Origin of the sequence: Pseudarthrobacter chlorophenolicus (genome assembly GCF_000962805.1) — a bacterium.
GTDB lineage: Bacteria > Actinomycetota > Actinomycetes > Actinomycetales > Micrococcaceae > Arthrobacter > Arthrobacter chlorophenolicus_A.
In genome coordinates this window covers 64908-81399 of sequence record NZ_JZTW01000013.1, presented here as the reverse complement: position 1 = coordinate 81399, position 16492 = coordinate 64908, and the positions used below count along the sequence as shown (strand labels likewise).

The 16492-nt window shown below is 67.8% G+C and carries 16 protein-coding genes and 1 pseudogene; 11 read left to right on the top strand and 6 right to left on the bottom strand.

Annotated features, from left to right (window positions below):
• Window positions 1-122: 122 nt before the first annotated feature.
• A pseudogene (locus UC32_RS13830) lies at window positions 123-941 on the bottom strand (DUF4194 domain-containing protein); the annotation flags it as partial.
• Window positions 934-2391 carry a DUF3375 family protein gene (locus UC32_RS13825; protein WP_045731776.1) on the bottom strand — a complete coding sequence of 486 codons (1458 nt, stop codon included), beginning with the start codon at window positions 2389-2391 and terminating at the stop codon, window positions 934-936. The gene UC32_RS13825 and the pseudogene UC32_RS13830, both read right to left, overlap by 8 nt.
• Window positions 2392-2654: 263 nt before the next feature.
• On the opposite strand from UC32_RS13825, the gene UC32_RS13820 reads away from it, so the two are divergent.
• From UC32_RS13820 to UC32_RS13810, 3 genes are all read left to right on the top strand, one after another.
• Window positions 2655-2957, top strand: a complete 303-nt coding sequence (locus UC32_RS13820) for a hypothetical protein (RefSeq protein WP_045731775.1) — start codon at window positions 2655-2657, stop codon at window positions 2955-2957.
• Window positions 2958-3018: 61 nt separating this feature from the next.
• Window positions 3019-5019: an acyl-CoA dehydrogenase family protein gene (locus tag UC32_RS13815; RefSeq protein ID WP_045731774.1), complete on the top strand. Its 2001-nt coding sequence runs from the start codon at window positions 3019-3021 to the stop codon at window positions 5017-5019.
• Window positions 5020-5083: 64 nt separating this feature from the next.
• On the top strand, window positions 5084-6004 hold the full coding sequence (locus UC32_RS13810) for a TIGR04086 family membrane protein (protein ID WP_045731773.1): 921 nt from the start codon (window positions 5084-5086) through the stop codon (window positions 6002-6004).
• On the opposite strand, the gene UC32_RS13805 is transcribed toward UC32_RS13810, so the two are convergent.
• Window positions 6005-6403 carry a YchJ family protein gene (locus tag UC32_RS13805; RefSeq protein WP_045731772.1) on the bottom strand — a complete coding sequence of 133 codons (399 nt, stop codon included), beginning with the start codon at window positions 6401-6403 and terminating at the stop codon, window positions 6005-6007.
• A 165-nt stretch (window positions 6404-6568) separates the two neighbouring features.
• Here UC32_RS13805 and UC32_RS13800 point away from each other — a divergent pair, with 165 nt between their 5' ends.
• The 6 genes from UC32_RS13800 to UC32_RS13775 all read left to right on the top strand — a co-directional run bounded on the left by UC32_RS13800 (window position 6569) and on the right by UC32_RS13775 (window position 12492).
• A complete protein-coding gene (locus UC32_RS13800; protein WP_045731771.1) occupies window positions 6569-7309 on the top strand; it encodes a hypothetical protein in 741 nt (246 codons plus the stop codon).
• Between the two features lie 27 nt (window positions 7310-7336).
• Window positions 7337-8341 carry an aldo/keto reductase family protein gene (locus UC32_RS13795; protein ID WP_045731770.1) on the top strand — a complete coding sequence of 335 codons (1005 nt, stop codon included), beginning with the start codon at window positions 7337-7339 and terminating at the stop codon, window positions 8339-8341.
• 4 nt (window positions 8342-8345) lie between these two features.
• Complete coding sequence (locus UC32_RS13790) at window positions 8346-9200, top strand: SDR family oxidoreductase (protein WP_045731769.1); 855 nt, start codon at window positions 8346-8348, stop codon at window positions 9198-9200.
• A 161-nt stretch (window positions 9201-9361) separates the two neighbouring features.
• Window positions 9362-10480: a sulfite oxidase gene (locus tag UC32_RS13785; RefSeq protein WP_045731768.1), complete on the top strand. Its 1119-nt coding sequence runs from the start codon at window positions 9362-9364 to the stop codon at window positions 10478-10480.
• Window positions 10481-10520: 40 nt separating this feature from the next.
• Complete coding sequence (locus UC32_RS13780) at window positions 10521-10904, top strand: RNA-binding S4 domain-containing protein (protein WP_045731767.1); 384 nt, start codon at window positions 10521-10523, stop codon at window positions 10902-10904.
• A 70-nt stretch (window positions 10905-10974) separates the two neighbouring features.
• The gene (locus UC32_RS13775) at window positions 10975-12492 is read left to right on the top strand and encodes an amidohydrolase (protein WP_045731766.1); all 1518 of its coding nucleotides are present in this window, start codon (window positions 10975-10977) and stop codon (window positions 12490-12492) included.
• A 30-nt stretch (window positions 12493-12522) separates the two neighbouring features.
• Here the strand turns inward: UC32_RS13775 and UC32_RS13770 are convergent, their stop codons facing one another.
• Window positions 12523-13044, bottom strand: a complete 522-nt coding sequence (locus UC32_RS13770) for a hypothetical protein (RefSeq protein ID WP_045731765.1) — start codon at window positions 13042-13044, stop codon at window positions 12523-12525.
• Window positions 13045-13208: 164 nt separating this feature from the next.
• Between UC32_RS13770 and UC32_RS13765 the strand changes: the two genes are divergently transcribed.
• Window positions 13209-13826, top strand: coding sequence for a uracil-DNA glycosylase family protein (locus UC32_RS13765; protein WP_015938899.1), 618 nt, complete (start codon window positions 13209-13211; stop codon window positions 13824-13826).
• Window positions 13823-14791 (top strand): prenyltransferase/squalene oxidase repeat-containing protein, encoded by a 969-nt coding sequence (locus tag UC32_RS13760; protein WP_045731764.1) that lies wholly within the window; start codon window positions 13823-13825, stop codon window positions 14789-14791. Before UC32_RS13765 ends, UC32_RS13760 begins: the two co-directional genes overlap by 4 nt.
• A 22-nt stretch (window positions 14792-14813) precedes the next feature.
• Here the strand turns inward: UC32_RS13760 and UC32_RS13755 are convergent, their stop codons facing one another.
• Both UC32_RS13755 and UC32_RS13750 read right to left on the bottom strand, forming a co-directional pair.
• Window positions 14814-16070 (bottom strand): type II toxin-antitoxin system HipA family toxin, encoded by a 1257-nt coding sequence (locus UC32_RS13755; protein WP_045731763.1) that lies wholly within the window; start codon window positions 16068-16070, stop codon window positions 14814-14816.
• Entirely contained in the window at window positions 16067-16330 is a 264-nt protein-coding gene (locus tag UC32_RS13750) for a type II toxin-antitoxin system Y4mF family antitoxin (RefSeq protein ID WP_015938902.1), read from the bottom strand. Before UC32_RS13750 ends, UC32_RS13755 begins: the two co-directional genes overlap by 4 nt.
• Window positions 16331-16492: the final 162 nt, after the last annotated feature.

Here is a 16492-nt window from a genome sequence, read left to right as displayed (position 1 = left end):
TCGCCGGACGGCATCCGTCCTTCGGACGATGCGTCCGGCTCCGACAGCGTGTCCGGGCTTCCCACTGCTCGCAAGCTCGCAGCGGGCCCCTCGCCCGGCCCCTTAGATGCCACTCCCTGGGCGGCAGCGCCATCGTCGTCGTTGTCATCGTCACCGGTGTCGTCCAGGTCCAGGAGCGGTTCCGTGCCGGACTGGTCCGTTGACGCGGCCACTAGGGCTTCGATGTGGGCCGGGATGTCGCCGATATTCTCGAACGGGAGGGCCAGCGGGAGGGCGTTGGAGATGGTGTACACGTCTTCAAGGCCGGTGGGCAGCAGCAGTTGGCGGGCCAGGAGCTTGGTGACCGCGCGGGTGACCACGTCCGAGTCACGGAGGGCATCCTGCTGGCCGGACGGCTGGTAGTGCGCCACCAGGTCCGTGATTTCCTCGCGGGTGATGGTGGGGTCGGTCTGGGCGGTGACGTGCCGGTCCAGCAGGAGCCGCAGCCGGAGCAGCACAATGGTTTCCACCCGACTGAGGGCCCGTTGTTGCCGCAGGATGCTGGACCGGGCGCTGCCGCCGATCACGTCCGGGTCCACGGGGCGGAGAACGGCAATTTTCCGCTCATGGTCCAGCTGCATGCTGAGGAACAGTTCCGAAAGCCGGCTGCGCAGGATCACCTGGTTGTCCAGGAGGACCGTCCACAGCTTCTCGTCCCGGCCGCCGTCAATGTAGGGGCCTTTGAGGAGCTTCACCAGCGCCTGGCGGACCTTCATGTTTAGCACGCCGGTGTCGCCAGGGAACAACGCGGCCCCGTCCACGAAGGTGTCGCGGGGGGAGACTGCTGCGGTGACGTGGCTGGCCGGCATCGGAGCGTCCGCGGTTTCGACGGGCTCAACCACCGGCTCGGGGGTTTCGCTCCCCACCTGCTCAGCTGCCGGCGTCGTGATCTCTTCAGTCATCTGAATCCTTTGCGAGCGTGACCACCGGCAGGTAGGCCCTGCGGGTGGAGCCGTCTATTTGTTCGAAATCCAGGCCCTCGAAATCGCTGCGGTTGAAGTCGGCACCGGCGTGCAGGGCCTCCGACAGCAGGGCACGGATGGAGTTGATGTGCTGCTCTTCCGGCGGCAGCTGCTCCCAGGCCTCACCCAGGGTCTTGGCTCCTGCCATGGCCGCGCGGACCACCGCCGGCTTGGCTTTGCCGGTCCTCGGCGAGCGCACGCGGTCCGAATCGCTGAAGGCGATGGGATCGGCCAGTTTGGGCGGTGCGGCGAACTCGTCGGGGTCGAACAGCTTCACCATGGACAGCGCCTCGAAACCCGCGTTGTACAGGACCGGTCCGGGCACCAGCCCGGGCCGGTCGCGCTCATACGGCAGGGAACGGATGGCGTGCTCGGCCTCGCGCAGGACCTGCCGCAACCGGACGGACTGCCGGAAGTCGTCGCTCTGTACGTACGTGTTGAGGCTTTCGCTGAGCTTGCCGTAAATGCGCTGGATCTGGCTGTGTTGCTGGCGGAGTTCGGCCACCAGGTTCTTCAGCGTTTCGCGGTCCTCCGGCGAGAGGTCGTCCGCAAACTGCCGGCCGAGCACTTCGCCGATGGCCGAGCGGAAACGAAGCTGCTGCTGCGGGTCCTCCAGGAACGCGGTGAAGGAACGGAATGTCCTGCCCTCCGGGCTCTGGCGGAGGCGCTTGTCCGCTTCCAGCACCTGCGCCATGGTGGCGCCCTTGGTCAGCGACTCCTCGATGATCTGGTTGCGGAGGCCGCCCACCAGTTCTTCGATCCGGTCGCGCATCTTCTTGTAGTCGGCGGGCAGGCTGGCGGCCAGGTCCAGGATGTTGCCCGCGGCCTCCACGGCCTGGTCGTCATCGAGCAGTCCGTCGAACTCGCCGCTGCTGATGTCCTCGATCAGCTGCTGCCGCTCGCCGATTTCCTCTTCGAGGGCTTCCAGCCGCGCGCTCTGGTCCGGGTTGGTCTCATTGGCGAGCTTTTCGACGTCGCCGAGCAGCGTGCCCAGCCGGGACCCGTTCAGGGTGGACCGTTCGCTGGAGAGGCTGTCCAGGAAGGCGAGCACACGGGCGGCCGGTTCGGTGACTTCGTACACGATCTGGCCCGACTGGTTTCGGCGGGTCAGGAACTGCCGGCGCGTCCACTCGTCACCGAACGACTTGCCGTTGGCGCCCCCGCCCAGGCCGGGATCCTGCCGGCGGAGCTCCTCAAGGAAGGAGTCAACGTCGGCATGGAACTCCTCGAGCGGAAGCTGCGGCCGGGTGCGGGTGAAGGATGCCTGCAGCACCGCGATGACCCACGGCGCCGAGCGGGTGAGGGCCCATGCGGGCCCCTTAGTGAGGAGTTCGAGGTCCCGGAGCCGGGCGCTGATGGCGTCAGCGGATGACCTGGCTGAGCGGGGCACACACTCTCCTTGGACTGTTGGCGGGGCGGGCGGCGGGGGCGGACCGGAAAACGGCCAACTACAAGGTTAACGCAGCACGTTCGGGGGGACCGCCGCAACCGGTCCGTGACCTACCTGGCGGTAGGGTATCGATCCCGTATCAACAGCAGTTTCCTGCTGCCCCGCTCTGGCTCGCCGCGCAGGGCGCCCCTACGCTTTCTGCTACCGGCCTACGCCGCTTGGCCTCACCAGACTTTCACCACAGCAACGCCGCAGGGGGACACATGCAGTTCGATTTGAGCGCTCTGGACACATCCACGTTGGTCTTCATCGGGACCCTGGCTTTCGGCGGGCTCCTGGCCGCCTTCGTCCTGGCATCGGGGCTGGTTGCGCTCCTGCTGCTTGGCACGGGAAAGCTCACATGGATGCTGGTGTCCAGTACGCTCCTGGCGGTTGTCCACGGCATCAACGCCGGCTGGGACCGGCTGGTGCACCACGCGAAAAGCGTGGACGTGGCTGCGGAATTTCCGGCCCAGCCATCCCCTAGCACCGGAACTTACCCGCGGGTAATATTGAGGGACAGCTGAAGGGTTCTCCAACCCGGCGGATCCATGGCTTCACCGGCCATCCCGGCCAAGGAGATAACCCATGACCTCCGCCACGCACACCCCGTCCACTGACGCACCGGCTGAAGAAACGCCCGTACCCGCCGGCAAGATCGGTTCCGGCGTCACCGCTGGTGAAGCCCGCGCCGTGGCCGAGGCCGCCCGGGAGACCGGATGGGACCGGCCCAGCTTCGCCAAGGGCATCTACCTGGGCAACTTCGACCTCAGCCTGGTCCACCCCTGGCCCACGCCCGATCCCGCCGATGTTGAGCGTGGCGAAGCATTCATGGCCAGGCTCACCGCGTTCGCCCGCACCATGGATGGCCGGGTGATCGAGCGCGCGTCACAGATTCCGGACGAGTACATCCGCGGATTGGCGGACCTGGGCGTCTTTGGCATGAAAATTCCCGAGGAATACGGCGGGCTGGGCCTCTCGCTGGTGTACTACGGCCGTGCTCTTGCGCTGCTGGGCAGCGTCCACCCCAGCCTCGGCGCGCTCCTTTCGGCACACCAGTCCATCGGCGTGCCCGAGCCGGTCAAGGTCTTCGGCTCCCCGGCACAGAAAAAGGAGTACCTGCCGCGCTGCGCGGCCGGCGCCATCACCGCGTTCCTCCTCACCGAACCGGATGTGGGCAGCGACCCCGCCAGGCTGGGCAGCACTGCCACACCCACGGACGACGGCGACGCCTACCTTTTGGACGGCGTGAAGCTGTGGACCACCAACGGGGTGATCGCGGAACTGGTGGTGGTGATGGCCGTGGTCCCCGCGCATACAGACGCCGATGGGACAGCCCATAAAGGCGGCATCAGCGCATTCGTGGTGGAGATGGACTCGCCCGGGATCACGGTGGAGAACCGGAACGCCTTCATGGGCCTGCGCGGAATCGAAAATGGCGTCACCCGCTTCCACCAGGTCCGGGTGCCCGCGGCCAACCGGCTGGGACGCGAAGGGCAGGGCCTGAAGATTGCCCTGACCACCCTTAACACCGGACGCCTGGCCCTGCCTGCGCTGTGCGTCGCGTCCGGGCGCTGGAGCCTGAAGATCGCCCGCGAATGGTCCAACGCCCGTACCCAGTGGGGCCGGCCCGTGGGCGAGCACGAGGCGGTGGGAAAGAAGATCGCCTTCATCGCGGCATCTGCCTTCGCTCTCGATGCCGTATTCGAGCTCGCTGCCGAGCTTGCGGACGCGGGCCAGAAGGACGTGCGGATCGAGGCGGCCCTGGCCAAGTTGTGGGCCACGGAAATCAGCTGCCAAATCGCTGACGAGCTGGTCCAGATCCGCGGCGGACGCGGTTTTGAGACCGCGGAGTCCTTGGCCGCACGCGGGGAGCGTGCAGTGCCCGCCGAGCAGCAGCTGCGGGACCTGCGGATCAACAGGATCTTCGAAGGGTCCTCCGAGATCATGCGCCTGCTGATCGCGCGCGAAGCTGTTGACGCGCACCTGGCCGCCGCGGGCGACCTGGCCTCAATGGACGCGAGCCTGTCGGACAAAGCCAAGGCCGCCGTCGGCGCCTCCGGCTTCTACGCCAAGTGGCTGCCCAAGCTGGTGGCCGGCGCGGGGATGGACCCGCGCTCCTACAGCGAGTTCGGGCGGCTGGCCCGGCAGTTGCGGTTCGTCGAACGCTCCTCCCGCCGGCTGGCCCGCCAGACTTTCTACGCCATGGGCCGGTGGCAGGCGAAGCTCGAGCGCAAACAGGCCTTCCTGGGCCGCGTCGTGGACATCGGTGCCGAACTGTTCGCCATGACCGCGTGCTGCTCGCGCGCGGAGATGCTGCTGCGCACCGATCCAGGGCGGGCCGCGAGCGCCTACGAACTCGCCGAAGCCTACTGCGAGCAGGCGCGGGTGCGTGTGGACGAATACTTCGACCAGCTTTGGCGGAACACGGACGACGGCGACCACAGCCTTACGCGCAAGGTCCTCGCCGGGGATTACGCCTGGTTGGAGGAGGGGGTCCTGGACCAGTCCGAGGGCACCGGGCCGTGGATTGCCGATGCCTCCCACGGGCCGTCGGCGAGGGAGAACCTGCACCGCAAATACCGGTAGAACCGCAGGTCACGGAATCGTAAGCATCCTTGCTATCGGGGTGGGGCGGTGGTTGAGTGGATTCATGAGCAGCTCCACGGACCCAGAGAACCTTCCTCCCCGGCGAGCGCGGCAGGACGGCCGTGGCGAAACCGGCCGTCCCGGTGACGCGGACAACCAGGCCACGCGCTCCATCGACCGCACTCCGGCTGATAATGCAACGCGTCCCATCGACCGGACGTCCGCCGGCGATGCCACGCGTTCGTACTCTGAGGCGCCGGCCGCATCCGCGGAGCGCGACTACCGCCAGGAGGTCTACGCAGAGCGGACCGACCCGGACCGGGACTACTCGGACCGCAGCGGATCCGCGGCAACCACGCGGACCGCAGCCGTCCCGGCCGCGGCCGTGGACCCGAACCTGGCCGACCGCGAAACTGCGGTGGCCCGGCAGAAGGAACAGTTCGGCGGCATCAAGGTGGGCTCCGCATTCTTTGGCTGGCTGACCGCAACCGGCATGGCAGTCCTGCTCACCGCGCTGGTGGCCGCAGCCGGTACCGCCGTGGGGCTGGCCAACAACACGGACGTCAACGAAGCCGTGAACCAGGCCACCCGGAACAGCGGCACGGTAGGCCTGGTTGGCATCATTGTGCTGCTGGTGATCCTGTTCGTGTCCTACTACTCCGGCGGCTACGTGGCCGGCCGGATGGCGCGCTTCAACGGTGCCAAGCAAGGCCTCATGGTGTGGGTCTGGGCGTTGATCGCCGCGATCGTCATCGCCATCCTGGGCCTGGTGGCCGGACAGCAGTTCAATGTGCTGGCCAACCTCAACAGCTTCCCGCGGATCCCCATCAATGAGGGTGAGTTGACCACCACCAGCATCATCGCCGCCGTAGTGGTAGCCGTGGTTGCGCTGGTGGGCGCAGTACTGGGCGGGCTGGCCGGGATGCACTTCCACCGGAAGGTTGACCGGGCCGGATTCACGCCGGACAACGACTACGACGAGTAGTCAGTCCCGGATGTCCCCGTCCACGTAAAGCCACCGGCCTTCCGAACGGACGAACCGGCTGGTTTCGTGCAGCACGCCGCGCTCTCCGGTATGCCGAAAATGTGCCTTGAACTCCACCGTTCCCTCGGTGTCGAAAGGGCCGCCTCCGCCGGTGGCCGCGATGTCCAGGCGCCGCCACTGCATTTCCGGGTCCAGCTGCAGGTCCCGCGGGGCTGTGTCCGGGTGCCATGTCCGGAGCAGGTAGCCCCGGTCCAAGAGGACAAAGGCCGTGTACCGGGAACGCATCAGCTGCTCCGCGGTGGCCGCTTCAGCCCCGCCTGAATGGAACCGGCCGCAGCAGGAGGCGTACTGTTCCCCGGACAGGCAGGGGCAACGGTCCTGTGCTCCGATTTTTGTCATACCGGGATGCTGTCACATCCGGTAACGGCTTTGCTACAACCCCGCGGACGCCCCCCGCGCCTGGGGCACTGCGGCGCAAAAATCCGTAAGGTGGATACGAAGCTGCTGCCGTGTGTGGGGGCGCCGCCGCGGGCCCAAGCTGCCGGCAGAGAGGAGAGATGAATCGTGGAGAATCCGGACACGCTCGTCCTCAACCTGACCTTTTTGGGCACGGTGGGCGTCGCCTTCCTGATCTTCTTCGTCCTCTTCCTCCTGGGCGTCATCACCCTGCTCCTCGCCGGTGTGGGCCGGCTGGCCGCCATCGTCCTGATGCGGCTGTTCGGAAAGGGCAAACGGAAGGACGGGATGCCCCTGGTGCAGCTGTACGGGACCCGCCTGGGCGAGCCCGAGTCCGGCACCGGCGCTGCGCCAGGATCCGTGCGCCCATCGCGGGGCTGGGCTGCGGCACTCAAGCCGGCGCGCGTAAAGTCCGCTTTCGCGAAGTCCGCCCTGGCGAAATCGGCCCTGGGCACCGCTGTCGCCCCTAAATCCGGAACACGCCGCGAGCAACCGGTCCTTGCCGAGGACTGGGCCTCCGCCGTGGCCGAAGCCGACGCCCGAGCCACGGCCCGGGAGCGCGCCGCGAAACCCGAAATCAAGCTCTCGGTGCGGGACCTCCCTGATCCTGCGGTTCCGGCGGAGAAGGTGGAGTCCGTGGCGCCGCTCGTGGAATCAGCGCTGCACAACCACCGCCCCGTCCGCGAAGTCCCGCATTCCTTCCAAAAGCCACAGGCTCCGCAGGTGCTGCCGCCCCTGGACACCGGATCGCTGGTGTCCCTCTCTGCGCAGCAGGTGCTCAAGCACGGCCAAGAGCAGAAGCGGACGGAATCCGACGCCGCACGGAACGGCGGACGGCCCTTACCCTGAGCAACCATCTCCGCTAGCGTGAAGCCCATGGAATTCAGATACCTCGGAAACAGCGGTTTCAAAGTCTCGGAAATCACTTTCGGCAACTGGTTGACCCACGGCTCCCAGGTGGAGAACGACGTCGCTTCCCAATGCGTGCGCGCCGCCCTCGACGCCGGCATCAGCACCTTCGACACTGCCGACGTGTACGCCAACACCGCGGCGGAGACGGTCCTGGGCGAGGCGCTGAAGGGCGAACGCCGCGAATCGCTGGAAATCTTCACTAAGGTCTTCGGCCCCACCGGCCCCAAGGGCAAGAACGATCTTGGCCTGTCCCGCAAGCACATCATGGATTCCGTCAACGGCTCGCTGCGCCGGCTGCAGACGGATTACATCGACCTCTACCAGGCCCACCGGTACGACTTCGAGACGCCGCTCGAGGAGACCATGCAGGCGTTCGCTGACATTGTCCGCCAGGGCAAGGCCCTTTACATCGGCGTCAGCGAATGGACTGCGGACCAGCTTCGCGAGGGCCACAAACTGTCCAAGGAACTGGGCTTCCAGCTCATCTCCAACCAGCCCCAGTACTCCATGCTCTGGCGTGTCATCGAAGCCGAGGTGGTACCGGCGTCGGAGGAACTGGGAGTGTCCCAGATCGTCTGGTCACCGATGGCCCAGGGTGTCCTGAGCGGCAAGTACCTGCCCGGCCAGCCGGCGCCCGAAGGCAGCCGCGCCACGGACGAGAAGGGCGGCGCCAAGATGATCTCGCGGTGGATGCGCGACGACGTCCTGCAGGGCGTGCAGGACCTCAAGCCGATCGCGGAGGAGGCAGGCCTGTCCATGCCGCAGCTTGCTGTTGCCTGGGTGCTGCAGAACCCTAACGTGGCTTCCGCGATCGTGGGCGCTTCACGGCCCGAGCAGATCGCCGACAGCGTGGCTGCCGCCGGCGTGAAGCTGGATCCGGACGTCCTGAAGAAGATCGACGACGCCATTGGTGCCCTCGGGGAACGCGACCCCGCCCAGACCAAGTCACCCGCTACCCGGGAAGCCTAGGCACATGGCGGCGGACCTGCCGGACCTTGCGGTCACTGGCTCCACCGGCGGGCTGGGCGGCATGGTGGCCCGGGAACTCGCGGGCGCTGGTTTCGCCCAGCGCCTCCTGGTGCGGGACCCGTCCCGCGCACCCGACCTGGAGGAGGCGGCCACCGCCGTGTGCAGTTACGGGGACGCGGAGGCCGCCCGGAGTGCCCTTGAAGGGGTCCGGGTGCTGTTCATGGTGTCCGCCGCCGAGGCGGAGGACCGGTTGCAGCAGCACTTTGCATTCGTGGATGCCGCGGCCGCCGCCGGGGTGGAGCACGTGGTGTACACGTCCTTTTACGGGGCGGCCCCGGATGCCACCTTCACGCTGGCCCGGGACCACTACGCCACCGAAGAGCGGATCCGGGCCTCCGGGATGGATTACACGTTCCTGCGGGACAACTTCTACCTGGACTTCCTGCCGCTGATGACCGATGAGCAAGGCGTCATCAAAGGCCCGGCCGGTGACGGCGTGTTTTCCGGGGTGGCGCGGGAGGACATTGCACGCAGTGCGGTGGCAGTACTGCGTGACCCCGCCATCCACAAGGGAAAGACCTACCACCTCACGGGTCCGGAAGAACTCACCATGGCACGGGCCGCGCAGATCATCAGCGAAGGTACCGGCAGGAACGTGCGCTACCAGGCGGAGACGGTGGAGGAGGCCTACGCGTCGCGTGCACCCTACAACGCGCCGCAGTGGCAGGTGGATGCCTGGGTCAGCACGTACACCGCCATGGCGGCGGGCGAGATGGCCGGCGTTTCCCCGGACGTGCACGGCCTGACGGGCCAGGACCCCATCAGCCTGGCGGAGTTCCTGACCCGGCCGGTCCTCTAACCTCCCGGAGTTTTTGGGCAGATATGAGGGGTTTATGGGCCGTTATCTCGTCATATCTGTCCAAAAACTCCGGTGCAGGGGCGTTGACGGGCGCGCGGGGCGGGCGTAAACCAGAGGCAAGGTATCACCGCCCCGCCGTCCGCCCACAGAATCGCAGCGCCATGACGCAGACCCATCACAACCTGCAGTCCACCCAGGCGGAAACCCCGGAGGGCACGGCGCCGGCCGGGCCTTCCACTGGGCCGCTGACCGCGGAGGAGCTCCAGCTCTCTGCCCGCAACCACTCCATGCCGCTGGAGGCGATGCGCCGCGATGTCACTCCACCGGGCCTGCACTATGTCCTCACGCACTTCGACATCCCGGACCTTGATGCCAGCTCCTGGCACCTGCTGATCGGCGGGGCGGTGGAACGGTCCCTGGAACTGAGCATGGCGGCCCTGCACAAGGACCCCGCCATCACCGTCCCCGTGACGCTCGAGTGCGCCGGCAACGGACGGTCCCTGCTCAGCCCCCGGCCCATCAGCCAGCCCTGGGTCCTCGAAGCCGTGGGGACGGCGTACTGGACGGGTGTTCCGCTCGCCTACCTGCTGGGCAAGGCGGGCGTCCTGCCCAGCGCACGGGAAGTCGTCTTCACCGGTGCCGACGCCGGCATCCAGGGCGGCGTCCGCCAGCGGTACGCGCGCAGCCTGCCGATCCGCGAGGCGCTGCGGGCCGACGTGGTGCTTGCCTACGCGATGAACGGCCACGAACTCCCGCCCCAGCACGGCTACCCACTGCGTCTCGTAGTGCCCGGCTGGTACGGCATGGCCAGCGTGAAGTGGCTGGAGTCCATCGAGGTGGTCACCGCCCCCTTCACCGGCTACCAGCAGCACGTCGCCTACCGCTACCAGGATTCCGCGGACGACGCCGGCACACCGGTTTCGCGCATCAGGGTGCGTTCGCTGATGGTTCCGCCGGGCATTCCGGACTTCCTCACACGGAAACGGACCCTGGCCGCCGGGCCTGTCCTGCTGCAGGGCCGGGCGTGGTCCGGTGGGGGCGCGGTGACCGGAGTGGACGTCGGCATTGACGGGGCCTGGCTGCCGGCGCAGCTGGAGAAGCCGCTGGGTGGATTTGCGTGGCGGAAGTGGACGCTGCCGTGGGTGGCGGAGCCCGGCGAGCACGTGCTGTCCTGCCGCGCCACTGATGCCACCGGCGCCACCCAACCCCTGGAGCAGAACTGGAACTACCAGGGCATGGCCAACAACATGGTTCAGCAGGTCCGGGTGACAGTGGCCTAAGGCTGGGGTCCGGGCGCCGGGGCTATACTCGGTGCCAACCATGACGAGCCTTCCCTCCTCCCCCGCCAGCGCCCGCATTGACGCGTGGCTGTGGGCCATCCGCGCCTACAAGACGCGTTCGGCCGCCACCGCAGCCTGCCGCGCCGGCCATGTCCGCCTCAACGGCACACCGGCCAAGGCATCCGCCACCCTCGTCACCGGCGATAAGGTGACGGTCCGGATGCCCGGCTACGAGCGGATCCTTGAGGTCCGCCGCCTGATCGTTAAACGCGTCGGCGCGGAGGTGGCGTCACACTGCTTCACCGACCACACCCCGCCCCGTCCCGTGGCCCCCGCCCTGGGGATCCCCCAGCGGGACCGGGGCACCGGCCGTCCCACTAAGAAGGACCGGCGGGACATGGACCGCCTCCGCGGGCCCGCATGACGGGCTGTGGGCAGCGACCGGATTCCCCGTGGCGGCAGCACAGTGACAGCACCCCGGTGACGGCAACACGATGACGGACGCTGCCGCGGAACTGATCCTGGCCTCCGTGCGCCGCCCCGGTTCGAAGGCACCCCTGGACGTGCACCTCCGCGGCGGGGTGGTGGCAGGGATCAGTCCGGCGGGGACGCTGGCGCATAAGGCCCGGCCCCTCAGGACCGTCGACTGCGCCGGCCGGTTCATCATCCCGGGCCTGTGGGACGAACACGTCCATTTCACCCAGTGGGCGCTGCACGCGAACCGGCTGGACCTCTCCGCGGCGACGTCCGCGCACGAGGCGGCCGCCGCCGTCGGACGCTTCATTGCCGCGGATCCCGCGGAAGGGACCGGACCCGGCCACCCGATCACCGCCGTGGGGGTGGGCTTCCGGGATGCCCTCTGGCCGGACACACCCACGTTGGCCATGCTGGATGCCGCCGCCGGGAAACGGCCGGCCGCGCTGATCAGCCACGACCTGCACTGCGTGTGGGTGAACACCGCTGCCGCCCGCCGCTACGGGCTCCGGGTGGACGCCTCGGGCCTGCTCCGCGAAGAACCCGCCTTCCTCCTGACCCGTGAGCTGGGCCGGCTGCCGGATGCCGTGGTGGACGGCTGGATCAGCCAGGCCGCCAAGGATGCCGCCGCCAGGGGCGTGGTGGGCGTAGTTGATTTTGAGATGACATGGAACCGCGATCCGTGGCTGCGGCGGATGGCCGCCGGTTTCGACAGCCTGCGCGTGGAGGCCGGCGTGTACCCGGCGGACCTGGAGCGGGCTGCGGCAGAGGGCCTGCGGACGGACAGGGAGGTACCCGGAGGCAACGGTTTGCTCCGCACCGGCCCGCTGAAAGTCCTGATTGACGGGTCCCTGAACACCCGGACCGCATATTGCGTGGATCCCTACCCTTTCGGCGGGCATGGCCTGCTGACCGTTCCGATAGATGAACTGCGGGCCCTGCTGCGGCGGGCACGGGAAACCGGGTTCGTCCCGGCAGTCCATGCCATCGGTGATGCCGCCAACCGGGTGGCTTTGGACGCGTTCGAGCATGCGGGCATCGGTGGCCGGATTGAGCATGCCCAGTTTGTCCGGCGGGAGGATTTTGCCCGTTTCGCTGCCTTGGGCGTGGTGGCCAGCGTGCAGCCGGCGCATGCGCTGGACGACCGGGACGCCGCAGAGGCCAACTGGAGCGGGCGGACAGACCGGGCTTTCCCGCTGCGGTCGCTGCTCGACGCAGGTGCCACGCTGGCGCTGGGATCGGATGCGCCGGTTGCCGCGCTGGACCCCTGGGCAGCGGTGTCGGCCGCCACCACGCGCTCTTCCTTCGACGGCCGCGACCCGTGGCAGCCACAGGAAGCCATCACCCGCGAGCAGGCCCTGGCCGCCTCCACCCGGGGCCGCGACACCGTTCAGGTGGGCAGCCCGGCGGACCTGGTGCTTCTTGACGCCGATCCCCTGGCGGTTCCGGACTCCGGGCTGGCGGCGATGCCCGTCGCGGCGACGCTGGTGGGCGGCCATTTCACGTACGACGGCGGATGGGCGGCTTCACAGGGCTAGGCGGCGGGGCCTGCCGGGCTGCCTTCGCCGTCAGCGGGCAGCGTTGCCGCGCGCCTGGATGAGATTCGCGAACGGCAGCCTGCCGAAGTCAGCCACGAAGCCGGCGTGGTAGGCGGCCTCTGCCTGGTTGAGATGTTCCGCCGGCAGTTCCTTCCACGCGACGGCCAGCCGGCCCGCATCGGCCAACTGCCAGATGGCCCTCCCGTCCCAGTGGCCGGGTGGCTTCCCCTGCCCAAAATCAACGAATTCCTGGATCTGGCGCCTGAGTCCCCGGTTTCCCTTGCTGCCCGGCCCCGCTTTGCCGATGTACAGGACAGCTGCCGACTCCAGCCACTCGGCCCGGAGCTCCGGTTCGGTAAGGGTTGGGTTCCTCTTCTTGAAAACGCCGGCCGTGCTCCTCTTCAGGAAACGCGGAAGGAATCCTGCCGGCGCGACGACTGCGAAGAGGCCGGTTCCCTGCGGAATCCGCATGACGTCAAGATCGTCGATGGGCCTGAAGCCCGAGAAACCGTCGGCTTTCAGGCCTTTCCTGGTGAACTGCACGTTCCCCATTGAACAGCATGCCCGTCCGGGGCAGCTGCGGACGGGCAAACGCCCCTGGTTTCACCACAGCCCGCGGGCACCCGCGCGAAATCGCCTTGCCCGCCCTCATCCCCGGAAGCGTAGAGTGGCATCAGACGCCTGTTTCTGGACGCCGTGCTGCTGAGGGAGAGATCGTGACGATTGATTGGGACGAAAAGAAAGCCCTGCTACAGGAACCGAACATCGCGCAAGTAACCCAGCTTTGCGACGAACTCATGGAGAAGAAGCCGGGCTCCACGGTCCCTTACATCGACCCGGTGCACGACGAGGATGAATGCCGCATTGTCACCCTGCAGGTCAGCCCGGGGAAGGGGACCGAATCCGGATTCGTTTCCCACAACAACGATGATGAGGCGGCACGCCGCGCAACACAGATTTACGAACTGGCCGAGCTGGACCCCCGCTACGTCATGCCGTGGAACGCCTATCCGTGGGTGCGGGACACCGGCAGCCCCTCGGCACTGAGTGTCCAGGAGAAGACGGACGGCCTCCGCCCGTTCCGGCAGTTCCTCAAGATCAACTCCCGGGTCTCGGCGATCATTGCCCACGGAACCGATGCGTCCACCTTCCTGACGCTCTACGAGAAGACCTACCACGCGGCGCTGAAGAACAACGGCATCAAGATCTACAAGGCCACCGCACTTGGCGGGCGCGCCTTCGCCGTCTCGGACACGAAGCAGGAAGAGATCCTCACCAAGAACGTGGAGATCTATAAGGACGCCATGCAGCGGGCGGGCATCCAGCACCTGTGAGCCGCACCCTGCCGGGCAGCACGCTGGACTGGCTCCTCGACTCCGACGCGGCTGTCCGCTGGCAGGTCCTCCGCGACCTTGCCGGAGCGCCGGCGGAGGACGTGGAAGCGGAACGCCGCCGGGTGGCGGCCAGCGGATGGGGCGCCCGGCTGCTGTCCCTGCAGGGAGCCGACGGCCAGTGGGACGGCGGCACTTACTGGCCATCCGAGGACACCTCTGACGGCCACACCCACGAATCCGACGGCCAACCCTGGACCGCCACCACTTACAGCCTGTTGCTCCTGCGTGACTTCGGTGTGGACCCTCACGATGAACGGGTGCGGTGCGCCATCTCCCTGGTCCGGGACAACTCCCGCTGGGAGGAGGGCAACCAGCCGTTCTTCAAGGGCGAGACTGAACCGTGCATTAACGGCATGGCGGTGGCGCTGGGCGCCTACTTCGGCGAACGCGTGGACGGCATCGTTGAAAGGCTCGCTGGCGAACAGCTCGATGACGGCGGTTGGAACTGCGAGGCCGAGCGCGGCTCCACACGCTCCTCGTTCCACAGCACCATCTGCGTCCTGGAAGGGCTTCTCGGGTATGAAGACGCAAGCGGCGGGACTGCCGCATCCCGGGCTGCCAGGAAACGCGGCGAGGAGTACCTCCTGGACCGCCGGCTCATGCGCAGGAAATCAACCGGCGAGGTAGTCAGCCCCGACTTTCTGCAGTTCTCCTACCCCACCCGCTGGTTCTACGACGTCCTCCGGGGGCTGGACTACTTCCGGGCCACTGGAGCCGCGCCGGATGGTCGCCTTGCCGAGGCAGTGGAGCTGGTGCGGTCCAAGCAGCAGCCGGACGGGACCTGGTTCCTGGAAGACACCCATGCCGGCAAAACCCATTTCCCCCTCGAGGACGGCGACGGCAAACCCAGCCGCTGGAACACCCTGCGCGCCTTTCGCGTCCTGCGCTGGTACGAAGGCTCCTGAAGGGACCACAGGACGCGGCGGCTTACCCTTCGAACAGCCGGCGGCGGTGCTTCAACTCCTTGACCCAGGCCCTGGTGACGATGTCCTGGAACGGCGACCCGCCGCCGTCGTTCTTCCCCGCCGTAGCGGCCCCTACAAACGCGGTGCCGGCCTCAAGGTCGGCGAGCAGTGGTCCTGATGCCCCCAAGGCCAGGTCGATGACCTTGCCGGCGGCACGCTCCGGAAGCCCGAGGCCCGCGGTCCAGCCCAGGAAGTGGCGGCGGGAGATACCTGTCCGCTTGCCGTCGATGGCCAGCGCGAGCGTCTTGTCGCCGTAAACAACCGTGGAGGGAATGTCGTAGACGGGTGCGACCACCCAGCCGGCCCGGGGATCCTGCACCATGGACACGTTCTTCGCGTGCAGGTCGCCGTTCCCGGTCAGCCAGGCAAACGCACCCTGCAGGGCAAGGTTGCGGAGGGCCGGCAGCGGAGCCGCGCAGTGCTCCGCCAGAGCCCGGCACACCTGCCCGTACCCCACGTTGTACTTGTCCGCCGGGTACAGCCCCAGAACCTGGGCTCCGTCCTCGACGGCGAGCCGCAGGACCCCGTCGGAACCGGCGCCGGCCGTGCGGTCAAGAGGCGGCACGCGGTCGAAGCGTTCAACCAGCAGGCCCGGCCGCCCGGCGACGTCCCGGATCAGCGCCACGCGGCTTAGCGGAATCCGCAGTTTGGCCGCGTAACGGAACATAGCAAGCTCGTTCTCCACCACGTGCGGGAACTCGGGCGCGTTGAGCTTGAGGATGAACCGTTTCCCCTGGGCGGCCACAGGCAGCGAAATCATCCCGGCGGACAGCTTGTCCTGCACACCGGCGAGCGCCACGGGATCGATCAGGTCCGGGTCGCCCAGGAGTTGATCGAAGTCCACCGGCTGCCGCGGGTCCAGCTCCACCGCATGTTCGTCCGGGTCCAGCGGTTCGCCGTGGCCGATGATCTGGACGTCGCCCACCGGGTTCCCGCCAGCCGCGATCAGCAGGGACAGGTCGTCGTCAGCGCTGGTTTTGATGGACCGACGCAGCGCATTCAGGCGCCGCCCTTCCGGCAGGAGGCCGCTGAAGTACGGCGGGGCGGCCCCGGCGGCGGACAGGACCGGTTCGCCGGTGAGGGGAAGGGAGGACGCGACGGCGGGTCCTCCGCCGGCCAGGTAGGCGGGCAGGTAGCTGAACCTCGTTCCGCCGTCGTACCGCTCCAGCCGCGCAGCGAGGATCCCTGCCTTGTAGACGTCCGCGATGCGGTGCCTCACGGCGCTTCACTCCCGGCACGGACCTGGCTGGCGAGGGAACGCTCGGCCTGGCTGGCCCTGTCAGCGATCCGCAGTTCGAGGCCCAGGGTATCCAGGACTGCAAGCAGCGAATCCAGCTGCACGCTTGGCTTCCCACGCTCCACGAACCTCACGAACCGCTCCGATACGCCTGCCATGTCGGCAAGGTCCCGCTGGGTAAGCCGCAGTGCTGCGCGTCTGGCCCGGACCTCGGCGGCAACCAGGTCCATTGCTGTGGTCATGCCAACCTCCTGAGGCACGATCGTGCCGGTTAAGGCCAATGTAGCAGCGTTGACCTGGCTGCGGTAGGGGAAGTCTGTATCTAACGGCACGTTCGTGCCGGTTCTTCCCGTGCGGCTAAGGAGTGGGGCTTGACACCCCCGTGTGACCGGTGCCATATTTGA